We start from the raw sequence: 15,528 nt of genomic DNA on the forward strand, positions 1-15,528 counted from the left end.
TTATTTTAGTTTTGCAACACCCTCTAATAGACAACTACTGCAAGAGTTATAGTTTTTATGTTTTCATTTATCTTTTAATCAGATGAATGCTTTTTTAGTACATAATAAAAAATATAAAAAAATATCCAGAAAAACTGTCACAAAATCTATTTTTCTGGTTTCTCTATAATACAGGTATCAAATTGAAAGTGAGGTTTAAACGAACATGTTAACCATAGAAAATGAAGAAAGTCATGCTTCTGATATGACCTTTGAAGATTTATTTAAGCAGTACTATGCTTACGCTGTGAAACAAATCATCTGGATTGTTAAAGATCAATCTATCGCTGAAGAGTTAGCGCAAGAAGTATTTTTACAATTATATCGTAGCGATTGGAAAGGAATTGAAAACATACCTGGATGGTTGATTAAATCTTCTACTTATGTAGCCTATAACCATTTTCGATCTGAAAAAAGGCAACAAGCGAAGATTGATAAAGAAATCCAATACCATGAAGTACAAAATGTTTCATCATTAGACGATGATTGGATAAGAAAAGAAGAAATTACAAAGGTCCAAACGATACTAAATAAAATGAATGATCGAGAACGAACCCTTTTACTAATGAAATTCTCTGGTTTTCAATATAAAGAAATTGCAGAAGTACTTCAAATTGAAATATCTTCTATTGGAACATTATTAGTCCGAGCCAAAATGAAATTTCGCAAGATTTATAAACAAATGGAGGAGGCATAACAAATGAAATGTTATGATATCGGGTTTATTCAAACATATATTGATGGAGAACTTTCTCATGATATAAGAAAGGAATTCACAAAGCACCTAGATACATGTGAAGCATGCCAAGATTTATTAATAGAAATTAGTAAATTAAATCAATGGGAAAACGTAATGCTAGATGAAGAATCTGCAAATTCACCACAAGAAATCAAAATTGATATAGAACAAGCATGGAAAACATTTGAAAGTCGTTCCAAGTTAGACAATGTTTCTAATATAAATCACAAAAAGCAACAAAAGAAGGGAATCTTTACAAACATGAGTAAAAAATCAAAACGTTTCATTTATACAGCAGTAGCTGCAGCAGCACTTTTCACAACAGCAATGATTCCACAAGTACAAGTAGCGGCTACAAATGTTGCTTCATATTTTTCTGATGCAATTACAAATGATAAAGTTGTAAATGAAGGAATAGGAGATGAAAATGGTGTCATACAAGATATGATGAAGAATGGTAAATATATTCCTATTGATGAAAAAATTACAGATCAAAGTATTACTGTACATCTCAAAGAATTATTTATCGCAGATTCACGTATATCAGTTCATTATAGAATGGAAAAAGCTGACGGAAGTTTAGTACCATTCGAATTTGATACATCAGGATTAGATCTTGAAAGTGATGGTAAAATTAATGGACAACAAGAAGAAAACCCTGAGATTAAAAATGACGGGAGACTATCATTTATCCATGATTCAGATGATCGTCTTCCTTTTGAACTTATGGCAGCAGGTAAAAAATTAAATGATGTAGGCATTCGTGATAATGATAAACCTGAAGGTGTTGCTACATTTGTTATAGATTCTAAAGGAAAAGACGCTTTTAAACAGCCCCTTACTTTAGACGTAAATATAACTAGAATTGGAAAAATAATTGGATCTTGGAAAGCTCAAATTCCAATTGATACTTCACATTTGAAAAATAATGCGAATTAACATGAAACAAAGAATAGAACAATATGTATCTAATTCTCAGTTTATATGTTTTCTTGTTTTCGTGACATTTATTTCTTATATAGTTTTTACTCTATCTTTTATTTATGATTTAAGACCATTATAAGAAAAAGCTCTCTAAAAAAGTAGGGAAATAAATAACCGGTTTCTTAACGTATAAGGAATCGGTTATTTTGTATTTAAAATGCGTCTAAACGTACAATTTTCTTTTTATAAAAAAGAATAGACACCCTAAGGTGCCTTCCTCCGACTTGAACCATCTTAATTTTAATAATATGTATTGGACTCCCGTCCAACTATTATTTTACCACGTTAAGTTGTTTTATTTATTGAGAAATACAATAATTTATTTATGCTGGCCGTCTGTATTAGTTCATTTTGTAGTCCATGCAGCAATTAACAAAAGAACAATAGTAGTGAAAATGTTGATGAGCATTTTTATTAAACTACGCATAGGTAGAAAAGCAGATATATACTTCTCTACCTATCTTAATGTTATTCTTGTTTTAATTATATATATAAAGAAATTAAACCGGCTATAACAATCAATGGAAGGATTACTGCAAGTTTATTTTGTAGAGGGACACGTTTGTCTGGGACTCCTGGATGGATAACAAAGGCAAGTAAAACAATTGCTCCAATAATACCTAAAAGTATATTAATGATAATCATCCTCCTAAGGAATATTATCAAAATGATATCATATTTAAACATAAACAAAAAGGAATTAATGTTAATGATTACCAAATTCCCTATTTATACATTAAAAAACCCTCAAAGCATCTACTTTAAGGGGATTTCTCCTATCATCTTCTCTCTTCATACAATCGATTTGCTTTATACGAGCAAACGAAAAACATACATGTCGCAACGGGGATAAATGTCAAAAAAAGTCCTCTCATTAATGCAAATGGCGTTTCAAATAACAATGACCATAGAAATGATACACCTTGCTTATCCCATAATCCTGGCGTCAAGTATAGTTCTTTCGGATTTACAAAGGCTCCTAAATTCATTGTATTACTATACATAAATAAAAATAATATCGGCAAATAACAGATCGCTAATTCTAAAAATGTTTTAGATAGACGCTTATACTTCCCTGCTCGTGACATTGGATCTGAAAAAATGTCATCTTCACTTTCTTCATCTACCTTTTTAAAATATTGCGTACCTGACCACCGATTACCAGCTATATGCTCCCAGCCACTATCTTCAAATAATGTGCAGTAATTAATAAAATCACTTTTTCTACTAAATACTCTATGGTCTATTTTAATCGTCGCATCTTCCGGTTCTGTATATCTAAATGTATAACCAAATGTATTGCTTTCTAGTTGATAACCTTTCCAAGCCATCTCTTCTAACCATTTTTCCTCTTTCTCAAAATCTAAAAAGAATTTCAATCTCCACATCATCGTTTCCCCCTAACTATACGTGTAATAAACTTTTTGTAACCGCAATAATGTGCTGCATTCTCATAAAGTCTAAGTGTAATACTTCTTTCCCTCGTTCCGTAATGACATACACTTTTCTTCGTTTATCTTCACTTTTTACTGATTCTATTAATCCTTGTTTTAATAAATTTTCAACCGCGCCATACAGTGTACCCGCTGCGATTTTCACTTGATGATTACTCAGTTCCTCTACCTTTTGCATAATTAAATAACCATGGGCTGGTTCTAATAAAGCTAAAAGAACGTAATACGTTGTTTCCGTTAATGGTAAATTTTTATCTCTATTCATAAAGACCTCCAATGTAACGATAAGTATATAGCTAAACTATATAGTTCAACTGAATAGTTTTATTTTATACAGTCAGACTGTATATGTCAAATGTAGGAATAACTTTATAACCCAAAACAAAAACGCTACCTTTTTAAAAGATAGCGTTTTTGTTTTACTCTTGCTTATTCTTCGCCTTCATTTGCTCTTCATAAACAAACTTCGCGGTCATAAAGTCGTTAGGAAAATCTCCCAATGCCTTCTTCATCACGTTCAATTCTTCTTGTGATTTAATCTCTACTCCGTTTAAGAAATCAAATGCTTTTGATTGTTCCTCCGCAACAAAGTTTTGTGTCATATAGTCATCTTGGAAGTCTTGCTTCGCTTTTTCTTTCACTTTGTTCATTGCATCTGTTTTGTTTATGCTTTTCATAGGGTTTTCGAATGCTCCAGTAGGTTGTTCCGGTTTTGGCTCTTCTTTCTTTTCCGGCTGTTGCGCTGGTGCTGGTTGTTGTGGTTCTTGCTTTGGTTGTTCTTGTTGAACCGGCTGCTGCGCTACTTGTTGCTCTTTTTTCGCTAACTCATCTTTTAACTTCTTCACTTGCTCATCAAGAGATTTTTTTTCAGTTTCTAACACACTCATATCACTTTTCAACTTTTGCGTCTCTTCAAAATGTTCATCTACTAATTTATTATATTCTTTCTCAGAGTACATTTTTTCACTGGTTGATGTCGTTTTCTCTTTCGTAACAACTACATTAATAATTATAAATAAGGCTACAATTCCTATTAACGCAGCGAAAATCTTCTTTTTATTCATGATTAATCCTCCAAAATGTAAAATTTCAAAAATTATCATAACAGACCAATTCGTTTTCACCTGTCATATTTTGTCGAATCAATATAATAAAAAAAAGCATCTGAAACAGATGCTTTTTTCTCATTCTTAATACGTAAACGTAATTGTCACTAAAGAATACCCTTCTTTCGCATTGTAAGGCTCCGCTTTATAAGAAACTCGATTTGCCCCTTGCGGATAATCGATTTCGCCAATTGCCTTTTTCACATCTTGCAGTGCACCATTCATTGATTGCTTGTACAGCACTTCAATTTTCTCTGGTTTCGCACTATAACGCTGCTGCATTTTATTTTTTAATTCAGTATAGTTGTTTACGCTATATTCATTTCCTAAATAGTTTAACTTTGTATCTTTTAATATTTGCTGATATGCAGGCGTTTTCGTACTACCTGCCGCAATTTTGTTTGTCAGTGTACTATAATAATTTGTTGTAGCTTGCGGATAGTCTCTGCGATTCCACTCATGATTTCTTGCGATTTGTTCATCTGATAAATTGAAATACGAATACGTTACGCGGCCCTGCTCATCTGGAACCGGATCATCGAATGTTGTATCAAGGTGATACCATTTGTTTTCGATTTTCACTAAATTCCAAGCATGAGGTTGTCCGTCCCCAGTTCCTGTCACGAAATGATTTTCAATTCCTGCTTCCTTTAATAATTGATAAGTTAATAGTGCGTAACCTTGGCAAACCGCAGAACGATTTACAAGTGCTTCATATGCTGTGTAAGCTTTATAAGACGTATCATAAGAAACATGTTTTACTACGTAATCATGAATCGCCTTCACTTTTTCGTGATCATCCATTCCAATTTGAGTAATAGAAGAAACGATTGCTTTCGCTTGTTTCATGACATATTCCGTCTGTTCTTTCGTTTCACGATATGTAATCTTAAGCGTAAATGTATAATTTCCAGGTGATCCAGAAAGTCCATATGAAACATTCGATCTATTATAATTTGTATACTCATTTTTACTTGCAACTTCTTTATATGCGTTAAAAAGTGTATTCATCACTTCGTCTGTATTATTATTTTTCGTTTTATATGGAAGTGTAATAGTCGTTTCATACGTATTAATACGCTTTTGTACTTCCTCTTTAAAAGCTGTTAATAATGCCGCATCTCCTGTGTCTTTCACATCAGCATTTTTATACTTCAAAGTTTTATATAAAAACTGCGCATACTGTTCACGTGTTACTGTGCCATATGGTTCAAAATTCCCGTTTCCTGTGCCATCTGCGATTCCATTTGACTGCACCGCACTAATTGCGTTTTCTGCCCAAAATGGATTTGGAACATCCTTAAAGGTATGTTTTTGTTTTGCCGCAAGATGGAAAGCATTTGTAAGAATTTGTGCCATTTCCGCACGACTCACAGAAGCTTTCGGTCTAAATTGACCATTTTCATCACCTTTAAAAACTCCTAAATTCGTTAAAGTTAATACCTCTTCTGGGAACATTGTAGAACTTTGATTAATATCACCGTAAGGATTTTTAAACGTAGATCCATCCTTTAATACGTAACGAGTTCCATCATTACTAAACGAACCGCCTTGTTTATTCGGTACTAACACTCGATAAATTAAAGCCGCAACTTGCTCCCTTGTCGCAACATCTCCAAAACCAAATATCCCATTTCCATAACCGGAAATAATATTCTTACTCGCTAAATCTTTAATCGCAGGATATGACCAATGTGATGTCGGTACATCAGAAAAAACACCCACTTCAGCAGCTTTCACATCGCTGCCATTTGTATATAACAACGCACCACCAATAAGTGATAATGATGTAATTGATTTTAATAGTTTTGTATACATAATGTCTTCTCCCAATACATTCTCTATTTTTGTTGGTTTATGTCGAAAAATCTAAAAATATGACAAAATATATTATACAATTAAAAGTTTTTGATGGATATATTGAATTTTAAAATATGCAAAAATTCATATTGTTATAAGGATTCATAGTAATATTATGTTATTTTACTTGCGAATATATAAATAAAAAAACGCTCATTTGAGCGTTTCATCTATATACCTAATAATTACTTTTTCTTCACTTAGAACTCTTCTTCGGTAATAATCCTTTGATATAACAACTCTTTATACTTCAATATTTCATCAGCCCCACGGCTCTCCATGCGTATATTGTATAACACTTGTTGTATTGACCTCTGATTGGTCCGTTGAAACATTTACTCCATTTAATAGTATGACCGTAATTATTAATCCAATTGAACTGCTGATGATCCTTTTCATTTTAAAGCCCCTTTCTGAAAACCTTTTTCTTTTTCTTTATATCCTAAATAGAAGTATTCACTAGATTTTATTGAATTTCCTTCTTCATGATATTTAACCGCTAATTTTTCAGCATATTCCTGGACATATTGCCATAAACCTACTTCATTAAAGAAAGAAATTCCTTTAGAAATGGCTAACTCTAATTCTTCAGCAGAAACATTCTCATTCATTTCTTTTAGAATTGTAAAATGATGTTCATATTCTTTTTGTTCCAGTTCATTACAAATTATTAATCCTTTTTCAATTAAGGACGCTGCAAGCTTTGTCTTTCCTAACTTTAAATTCTCTCTAGCTTCCAAAAAAATCGCTCTAAAGTGATTCGGAATTTTTTGTGATACTTCTGATAAGTAACGAAGTGCTAAATCAGATAGGTTTTGCTCTGCATACATAACCCCTAAACTATGTCGAACTCGTAACATTAGCTCCTCTTCATTCTGCTTTTTCAAAATATCCAGAGACGACATGAAATAAACTTCTGCTTGTTCAAATTCATTTAGCTTTACACATGCTAAACCCAGAACATTGTCACATGCTGCCACCTTCCTGCTATACCCGTACAACCCTTCAAATGTATTCCTTGCTCTAGTTGCATATTGAATTACTAAAATAGGCTGGCAAACGTGATAATAATAGCTTGATAGCTTAAAGTTAAATTCTGCTTTTTCGATTGGATCCTGAATATTTCCCAACAAAGATTCTGCTATTCCATAATGCTTTTCAGCCACTTTAAAATCACCGTTTACTGTAGCATGAGAAGCCTTAAAGAAATGGTAATAATATAATAAAGATTCATCTGATGGAGCTTCATCTAACTTCATTTTTCTTAGATCATTCTTAGATATGTCAGATTGATGGGGATAAAACTCTGCACTTAACATTTTAAATCTAAAATCTACAAGTGAATAAAACTCTGTATTCTTTCGATCTTCTTCCATACTATTAACTTTTGTATCAATACTTTGTTTTAATTCCTTTGCCTTAGAGAAATTCTGTGAACGAATTTCTCTATACCACTCATGTAAAAGTAAATTGATTTCTTCCTTTTTTATTACATGTACACTCCTATAGCCCCTTCTCCTTTGTCTATAGATTACTAACATAATAACAAAAATCTTCCAGTAAAACTTTTAATTTTCTGAATATTATTGTTTCAAAAAAATTTCTCAATACAATCCCACCATTTTACCCCTTTAAACTATAACTTGTTCTGTTCCTTATTCGTTTCTATGTAAAAATAACACATCATTATTAATAGTGATGACACATGAAAGTCTATCCTTTCATAAGAAAGCCTCTTTTCTTTTGTACATTATATCCATTAGGGCTCATTTATTTTTTACAAAACCCACCCTTTTGCTTACAACGGCGACGAGGAGCGGGTTTTTTGTTATCTTTTTCTAAAATTTGTTTCCTAAAAACATACGCAGAAATTTTACGTACAATGGTTTTCACAAATACTTTTAGAAGTTCAAACAAAACTCCATTAGAGATAGTTTTATTAAATTTTTCACTACTAGCCGCAAAAATATCTTATAATCTCTATATAACAAATTAATGTATTAGGAGTAGATAAAATGCCAGTTACACTCGAACTTATTCTTTTCATTCTTATAGCAATTAGTGCTGTTGGCTATTTAATAAAAGAATTTCAAAAAACTAGGAAACGAACATTTGGAATTTCACTAGAATTTTTAGTTCTTTTCTGGTCAATATGGAGAATATCAACTATCATAATCTAATTTATAAAACATGAATTCCTTCAAATGAAGTGAAACACTAATCAATGGGGGTTTTACGGGATAAATTTACCAGTATTTTCACCACAACATTCATGTTAAAATCCCTTGTGAATACGACATAACTCGACCTTATGAAGCTCCGCAGCTTTTATCGCGGAGCTTTTTTTATTAAAATTAACGCTTTTGTTCACTTTTTTGATACATTTACGAAACATTCATACGTTACGTTATATAAGTCCTTTTTTAAATCTTATTCATTCTAGCAAAAAGTCCTAGTCCCCCTAGGGCTTTTTTGCATTCAAACAATGAGTTGTATTTTTTCTCAATAACCGAAACTACTTAACATCATAAAATAATAATCGGACTGGCATTCAATACCATATTACAATGGATCAAATCGCAAAAAGGCACCTTAGGGTGTATTTTTTATAGAGAATCAGTTTAAAAACTAAAAATAAAAGAACCTCAATAAATGAGGTTCAAAAAATCTACTATTTTAAATTACCTTCGTAAAAAGCAACTCCATTTTGAACATGTTTTAAGTACCACGTAATCGTCCCGCCACAAACATTTTCATTAAAACTATTAGCATATACTCCATTTGAGTAATAAAGAGTTCTTTTGAATTTACCATTAGAATACTCATAAGGAATTGAGCATGTTGCTTGCTTCGGAGAGCTCACAGCTTTTTGCGTATCAGCTGAAGCTGCCCCAATTCCTCCTGTTAATGCAATACCTGTTGCCAATAGCCCTACTACTAATTTCTTGAACATAATAAATCCCCCTTTAATAGTTTTTATAGCTTACAACTTAAATGTATCATTTTTGTAATTTATGTAAATATCTTGAACATGTAGAAATATTTATTTAATTATTGGTAATATTAGGATTTTATTTTATCAAATGTAAAATAGAGGGATTAGAGAAGCATGTGAAAATACAGATAGGTTTATATTAAATGAACGTGGTCCAAGTCGGCGAAAGGCACCTTTTGGTGTCTTTTTTGTACATAAAAAAATCTCACCATCTTATAGAAACGATAAGCCCTTTAAAACAATAATTGCAACTATATTAATTTTACATTACATTAAGGTTAGAGAATGTTCTTATATTAATAAAGTGCTAAATAGTAGGTGGAAAAATGGAATTTAACGATTTGGGTATTACCATTAAAGAACTTAGAATTAAAAAAAATATATCACAATCCGAATTATGTCATGGAATATGTTCACAAAGTCAAATTAGCAAGATTGAAAAAGGTATGATTTATCCATCTAGTATATTGTTATATCAATTATCAGAAAGACTTGGTATTGATCCGAATAACATATTTGCACTAACTCAAAATAAAAGATTAAAATATGTAGAAAATGTAAAATACGTAATAAAAGATTGCTTAAAGCAAAAACAATATAAAGAACTTTATGAAATAGTGAAAAAAGAGAAAAACTTAAATAATTTTCAAACAAAAGAAGAGAAACAATTTCTAATATGGCATGAAGCAATTGCTATATTTATGGTGGATAAATCATTAAAAACTGCTTTAGATTTTCTAAATAATGCATTAAAACTGACTTTAACTAATTCTGATTTTTTATCAGAAAGAGAAATAGATATTATGCAAACAATGGCTATATTTTATGCGGAAAATAAAGAATATGAAAAAAGTATTAATATATTAAAAAGATGTTTAAGTAATTTTAATAAGTTAGATTTTCCTAGAGATAAAGAAATTAAGTTGAAAATCATGTTAAATTTAGCAAAATCTTTGGACTTCACATATCAACATGAAGAGGCAATAAAATACATTGATAAGGGCATCAAATTAGCAATTAATCTAAATACGTTATACCTATTAGGTGAACTATTCTATTTAAAAGGTCAGTTGTTATTAAAAATTAAACAACATAATGTAGAAGATGTTATTTATAACTGGAAAAAAGCATTATTTATATTTGAACTAACAGAAAAAGAATATTATACAAAAATGCTACCAGATGAACTTATTGAATTACAAAATAAAAAACACTCATAATTTCGTAAAAACTACTTACAAATCCCACAGAAAAAATCCCTATAGCTTTTAAACTTAAAACGCTAATATTAAAATAATTTAAGTTGGCAGAAGGCACCTTTTGGTGTCTTTTCTTTATTTTTACAAGGACCTGCTCAATTAATTCTTAAAAACATAATAGGAAACATTGTTTTATTTATCCCATTTTCATTCATGCTATATATAAAATTCGTTAATAAATCCACCTCAAACATACCTATATGCATAGGAGTATGTTTGAGGTGAAACTCCTTCAAATACTAGTTCCTTTTATAAGCCGTTTTTTTGATGTAGATGACATTATTCTCAATACAATAGAATGAATTATTGGAACATATTTAGCAATATATATTAAAAAACAATATTAAGAAACCCCCTCCACCTTAAGGTAGAAGGGATCTTTTAATTTCTATTTCAAACTACCTAAAATTTCCGTAAAGATAACCCCAAGCGTATGTGCACCTGCATCTGGATATCCTAAACTTCTTTCACCAACTACCGCTCCTCTGCCGAATGATCTTTCAACGATAGATTATATGCCTTGAAGTGCTACTTGCAACATTTTAATTCAGATATACGACAGTAAAGAATACATCATCACGGTGTCAGCAAGCAAAAGTGTATTCTGCATTTCTGAAAACAGTAGATGACAGATTATGACCTACTGAATCTGCTAAGAAAGAATATACAAGAACATCCTTAACATCCTCTTTATTTCCACTAATGATGACATCAAGAAAATCTTCTATTTGGAATTCTGGAGTAAACAACACAATTTTAGTTGTTCTGTTTGGTTCTAAAGAAACAAAAGTACGAGAGATTTCAACTAATTCATTTTGAGTTGGAAAAAAAGTGTTTCGACTTCTCTTAACAGTTACCGTTACATTACTAGTATGGCAACGTGAATCATTGTTTAGCATAATGTTGAGAGCAGTTGGAATAATCCCATTTTCAGAAACTGGAACTCGAAACACTCCAGTAGATTTATGAGCCATATAATCACATCCTTTCAAAATAAAATATATTTATAATATATTAGATGCAAAAAACGTTCATTTTGATATGGACAAATTATATGATTAATATATCTATAATAACCCTCGTTATTACTAAGCCAATGTTTTAAAAGATTAACAAATATCGCGAGAACCAATCGAATGTATATTAAAAGTAAAAAGAATAAGTTGTCTAAAAGAACCCCTATTTTGAGCCAATAATGAGACATTATGTTAATCTTATATGTATAGCTGCACAAAATTGAGAAACTTAAGGAGACAGATAAATTTTATGAGAAAATTATCTATATTACTTACTTTCATTCTAGTATTAGTCAGTGTTACGGCTGCTTGCACACAAGATAAAACAGATAGTGCCGTTGAAAATGGTCCAATAGAAGAACCAACCGCAAAAAATGAAAATGAAGAATTAATAAATTTTGAAGAAAAAGAAGAGATGAGCCGCTTGGAACAAGGTATTTTATTAGTTGGCGAGAGTGTTAAGGGAGGCTATTACTTGGCCGCTGTTCAAAGTGCATATTTAAATGCTAGCAACGATTCCGTCATTGTTAATGTCTCTGTAAAAAATGTACGAGGTCAAACGATTGGACTATCAGAATTAAAATATAACTTAAAAGATGAAAAAGACGGAAAGATCTATAAAGGAAAGGTGCTTGATCAAAACCCTTCTGATATACAAGTTAAACCAAATGAAACGGTAGAATTGAAAATAGCTTTTGAAGTACCACATACCGTAGATGAATATATGTTTTATATTGAAAGCTCTTTAGACCCTCTACAAACATACTGGAAAATTGATAAGCTGCAATCACAAACAAACTAAGTCTAAAATAAGCAAAAAGCAATGAAAAATTTGATATAGATACAAATGAATACTATATAAACGTAAGACCATCGATTTAATGAATCGTTGGTCTTTTTCAATAAATGCCCCATTAAAAACTAAGAGATAAAAAAGAACTAATCTCTAGAAGAGATTAGCTCAATATATCCAAAGCTATTATGGTACATAGTTTTATGAGCAAACGTTATATAATGTTGTATGGGATACATAACCTGTCATCCCTTTATATGTAACTTTTAACCACTGTTTAGAATTACTGTAATGACCTTGAACATATTCACCAGTTACCCATGTTCCAGTAATTTTCGTACCATCATTAAATGTATGTAAGACAGGTGAATCGACAGTATAACCACTGCGCATCTTTGCACCATATACACCTACCGTACCTCCCTTTGCACAAGCTGCTACTACATTTTCATTTTCAGTAGCATTCGTAGCTGCGAAAGCAGAGCCGTTAAATGCAAATAAAGTAAATATAAAAGCTGTTAGTACTGTACAAATAGATAAACGACGTAACAAAATAAATTCCCCCTTTTTTTATAACTTACTTCTTCACAAATGATTATCTTAAATATTCTAACTATTTTCAATATATTAATGTTGAGAAATATTAGTTGTATTTTTGAAATAAGATTTTATCAAAAACAGTAACAAACTCATATTTTACTGAGAAAGAACCGAAAGAAGTCTTCTACATATCAACTATATAAAAATCCCTCCACCTTAAGGCAGAGGGACTTTCTAATTATTATTTCAAACTACCCGCAATCTCCGTAAAGATAACTCCAAGCGCATGTGCACCTGCATCAGGGTATCCTAAACTTCTTTCGCCAACTGTACCAGCGCGGCCCATGCGAGCTACGATTTCTTTCGTGTACTCTGCTCCTTTAACTGCTGCTTCTGCACCTTTTTCAAAGGCAGTTTTCATGTCTTCTTCGTTTGAAGCGCTAGCTAACCAAGAATCTACACATGGAGCAAGTGCGTCAACAAGTGTTTTGTCACCAACTACCGCTCCTCTACCGAATGATCTTTCACCGATAGATTGTATGCCTTGCAGTGCTGCTTGTAACATTTCAGCGAATTCTTTCACTGTTAGCTCACGTTTTTCGCCTGCTGCTTTACTAGCTGAGCGGAATGCTCCGCCCCAAATTGGACCAGATGCGCCGCCGCAATGTTCCATAATAATCATCGAACAACCGTCAAGGAATGATCCAATCGTTACATTCTCTTGTTCTACAATAGAATGCCACTCACGTTTTAATTGCTTAAATCCTTTTGCAACACTCATTCCGAAGTCACCGTCACCTGCATGCGTATCTAACTCACAGAACGGTACTTCATTTTTAATAATAATATCGCTCATTTTATCAACGAGATAAATCATGTTGTTTAATGTAATGACATTATTTTTAATAACAGCGTGCTCTTCCGCTGTTTCTATTTCAAATGAAACTTCCTTCTCTTCTGTCTCTTCAAGTACATTCACATACTCTACACTTTCAACTGGTCCATCTACTTTAAACGCTGGTGTATTACATTCTTTAGATAGTAATGTTTTTAGCTCATCATCTAACTTCATTACCGTTAAAGACATACCAGCCATATCAATACTTGTCATATAATTACCAACGAATACTCTATTAATTTTAATGTTTCTAGCTGCTAGTTCTCTCGTAACTGCGTTGTTAAATAAGTAAAGTTCTTGCAGTGGTGTTCCGCCAAAACCGTTAACTAGAAGTGCGATTTCCTCGCCATCTTTTACTCCTAAATCTTTTATAAGATCACTTGTCATACGGTTAGCTAGTTCATCTGCTGACAGCATTTTTTCACGCTTAATTCCTGGTTCGCCGTGAATACCTACACCGTATTCCATTTCATCTTCCGCAAGTGTGAAAGTAGGTGATCCGCTCGCTGGAACTGTGCAAGACGTTAACGCTAAACCGATTGTGCGCACGTTAGCCGCTGCTTTTTCTGCTACAGCTTTCACCGCTCCTAAATCCATACCCGCTTCCGCTGCTGCGCCGGCAATTTTATGAACTAAAATAACTCCCGCAACGCCGCGGCGTCCTACTGTATATAGGCTATCTTCTACCGCAATATCATCGTCCACTTTTACGTAGTCGACTTCAATTCCATCTTCCGTCGCTAAATGCGCACCGTTTTTGAAATTCATAATATCGCCGCTATAATTTTTAATAATTAATAACGTACCTTTTTTACTAGCTGTTTCTTTAATTGCTTGATAAACCTGAATTTGTGAAGGTGACGCAAACACATCTCCGCACACTGCCGCATCTAACATTCCTTTTCCGACTAATCCTGCATGTGCCGGCTCATGACCACTACCGCCGCCGCTAATTAACGTTACTTTATTTTCGTTCATTTCTTTCTTCTTAATTACTTTATATTTTTTCAAAAGCTCCAGCTCTGGATGAGCCATAACCATTCCGTTGCACATTTCCATTACTAATGTTTCTGGTTTGTTTATAATCTTTTTCATTGTAGTTCTCCCTCAATTCCTTTAATATATTGTGATATATTTGAAATCTTCTTCTTACTACTCATGTTAAAATGAAAGCGTTTTATAGTAAACGGACAAAATGGACAATCTGTCTAAAGACACCGCTCTCATTTATGGGTAGGATTTTTATATTAATAACATTCTAGGGATGATTTAGATGACCTCTTCTATAATTTCTAAAAAGATAATCGCGAACTCATTGAAGTATTTAATGGAAACAGAGTCGTTTCATAAAATATCAGTGAGCGATATTATGTTACACTGTCAAATGCGTAGGCAAACTTTTTATTATCATTTTAAAGATAAATTTGAACTATTAAGCTGGATTTATAGAGAAGAAACGAAAGAAAATATTATAGACTTTCTCGATTATGAAAAATGGGAAAACATTTTCGATTTATTATTTGATTACTTTTATGAAAATCAAAAATTTTACCGAAATGCTTTTAAAGTCATTGAGCAAAACTCGTTTAATCACTATTTATTTGAGCATACGAAAAACTTATATATGAAGATTATTGATGAATTATCTGTGAGCTGTGGATTCAGCCTTTCTGATGAGACTAAAAATACGATTGCCTCCTTTTATAGTCACGGCTTCGTTGGAACGATAAAAGATTGGATTGAAAGCAAGTGCGAAGTAGATCCATCCGTTATGTCTTCTCTTATGAAAAATATGATAAACAATCAATTACTACTATTACTTGAGCAATCAGCAAAGTAATTAAA

Annotated in this window: 17 protein-coding genes; 5 read left to right on the forward strand and 12 right to left on the reverse strand. The window is 32.1% G+C overall.

Annotation, left to right across the window (positions count from 1 at the left end; genetic code table 11):
* Positions 1–205 precede the first annotated feature (205 nt).
* Positions 206–736: an RNA polymerase sigma factor SigX gene (locus tag RT27_RS26860; RefSeq protein ID WP_000955505.1), complete on the forward strand. Its 531-nt coding sequence runs from the start codon at positions 206–208 to the stop codon at positions 734–736.
* Positions 737–739: 3 nt separating this feature from the next.
* The gene (locus RT27_RS26865) at positions 740–1,717 is read left to right on the forward strand and encodes a DUF4179 domain-containing protein (RefSeq protein WP_000650404.1); all 978 of its coding nucleotides are present in this window, start codon (positions 740–742) and stop codon (positions 1,715–1,717) included.
* 528 nt (positions 1,718–2,245) lie between these two features.
* On the opposite strand, the gene RT27_RS35405 is transcribed toward RT27_RS26865, so the two are convergent.
* From RT27_RS35405 to RT27_RS26900, 8 genes are all read right to left on the reverse strand, one after another.
* The gene (locus tag RT27_RS35405) at positions 2,246–2,407 is read right to left on the reverse strand and encodes a hypothetical protein (protein WP_000583951.1); all 162 of its coding nucleotides are present in this window, start codon (positions 2,405–2,407) and stop codon (positions 2,246–2,248) included.
* 134 nt (positions 2,408–2,541) lie between these two features.
* Positions 2,542–3,153, reverse strand: a complete 612-nt coding sequence (locus RT27_RS26870; protein WP_003269697.1) for a DUF2812 domain-containing protein — start codon at positions 3,151–3,153, stop codon at positions 2,542–2,544.
* A gap of 13 nt (positions 3,154–3,166) precedes the next feature.
* Positions 3,167–3,481: a PadR family transcriptional regulator gene (locus RT27_RS26875; protein WP_001078063.1), complete on the reverse strand. Its 315-nt coding sequence runs from the start codon at positions 3,479–3,481 to the stop codon at positions 3,167–3,169.
* A 154-nt stretch (positions 3,482–3,635) separates the two neighbouring features.
* Positions 3,636–4,280 carry a hypothetical protein gene (locus RT27_RS26880; protein WP_043938261.1) on the reverse strand — a complete coding sequence of 215 codons (645 nt, stop codon included), beginning with the start codon at positions 4,278–4,280 and terminating at the stop codon, positions 3,636–3,638.
* Between the two features lie 126 nt (positions 4,281–4,406).
* Positions 4,407–6,140: an S-layer homology domain-containing protein gene (locus tag RT27_RS26885; protein WP_043938263.1), complete on the reverse strand. Its 1,734-nt coding sequence runs from the start codon at positions 6,138–6,140 to the stop codon at positions 4,407–4,409.
* A 303-nt stretch (positions 6,141–6,443) separates the two neighbouring features.
* Positions 6,444–6,581 (reverse strand): Phr family secreted Rap phosphatase inhibitor, encoded by a 138-nt coding sequence (locus RT27_RS34225; RefSeq protein ID WP_000821342.1) that lies wholly within the window; start codon positions 6,579–6,581, stop codon positions 6,444–6,446.
* The gene (locus RT27_RS26890; RefSeq protein WP_043938265.1) at positions 6,578–7,723 is read right to left on the reverse strand and encodes a RapH N-terminal domain-containing protein; all 1,146 of its coding nucleotides are present in this window, start codon (positions 7,721–7,723) and stop codon (positions 6,578–6,580) included. Before RT27_RS26890 ends, RT27_RS34225 begins: the two co-directional genes overlap by 4 nt.
* Positions 7,724–8,853: 1,130 nt before the next feature.
* Positions 8,854–9,135, reverse strand: coding sequence for an LCI fold-containing protein (locus RT27_RS26900; RefSeq protein ID WP_000473837.1), 282 nt, complete (start codon positions 9,133–9,135; stop codon positions 8,854–8,856).
* A 368-nt stretch (positions 9,136–9,503) separates the two neighbouring features.
* Here RT27_RS26900 and RT27_RS26905 point away from each other — a divergent pair, with 368 nt between their 5' ends.
* The gene (locus RT27_RS26905; protein WP_016082633.1) at positions 9,504–10,397 is read left to right on the forward strand and encodes a helix-turn-helix domain-containing protein; all 894 of its coding nucleotides are present in this window, start codon (positions 9,504–9,506) and stop codon (positions 10,395–10,397) included.
* A 427-nt stretch (positions 10,398–10,824) separates the two neighbouring features.
* On the opposite strand, the gene RT27_RS34235 is transcribed toward RT27_RS26905, so the two are convergent.
* Together RT27_RS34235 and RT27_RS26910 are read right to left on the reverse strand one after the other, a co-directional pair.
* A complete protein-coding gene (locus RT27_RS34235) occupies positions 10,825–10,944 on the reverse strand; it encodes a DAK2 domain-containing protein (protein ID WP_071713771.1) in 120 nt (39 codons plus the stop codon).
* 76 nt (positions 10,945–11,020) lie between these two features.
* Positions 11,021–11,410, reverse strand: a complete 390-nt coding sequence (locus tag RT27_RS26910) for a hypothetical protein (protein ID WP_016082634.1) — start codon at positions 11,408–11,410, stop codon at positions 11,021–11,023.
* A 292-nt stretch (positions 11,411–11,702) separates the two neighbouring features.
* Here RT27_RS26910 and RT27_RS26915 point away from each other — a divergent pair, with 292 nt between their 5' ends.
* A complete protein-coding gene (locus RT27_RS26915; protein WP_001228903.1) occupies positions 11,703–12,254 on the forward strand; it encodes a DUF4352 domain-containing protein in 552 nt (183 codons plus the stop codon).
* 192 nt (positions 12,255–12,446) lie between these two features.
* Here the strand turns inward: RT27_RS26915 and RT27_RS26920 are convergent, their stop codons facing one another.
* Positions 12,447–12,797, reverse strand: coding sequence for an SH3 domain-containing protein (locus RT27_RS26920; protein WP_043938268.1), 351 nt, complete (start codon positions 12,795–12,797; stop codon positions 12,447–12,449).
* 229 nt (positions 12,798–13,026) lie between these two features.
* Entirely contained in the window at positions 13,027–14,778 is a 1,752-nt protein-coding gene (dhaK, locus tag RT27_RS34240; protein WP_043938269.1) for a dihydroxyacetone kinase subunit DhaK, read from the reverse strand.
* A gap of 178 nt (positions 14,779–14,956) precedes the next feature.
* Between dhaK and dhaS the strand changes: the two genes are divergently transcribed.
* Complete coding sequence (gene dhaS, locus RT27_RS26930; RefSeq protein WP_000204213.1) at positions 14,957–15,523, forward strand: dihydroxyacetone kinase transcriptional activator DhaS; 567 nt, start codon at positions 14,957–14,959, stop codon at positions 15,521–15,523.
* The last annotated feature ends 5 nt before the right edge of the window (positions 15,524–15,528 follow it).

The organism is Bacillus sp. L_1B0_5, assembly GCF_000836715.1.
Classification (GTDB): domain Bacteria; phylum Bacillota; class Bacilli; order Bacillales; family Bacillaceae_G; genus Bacillus_A; species Bacillus_A thuringiensis_S.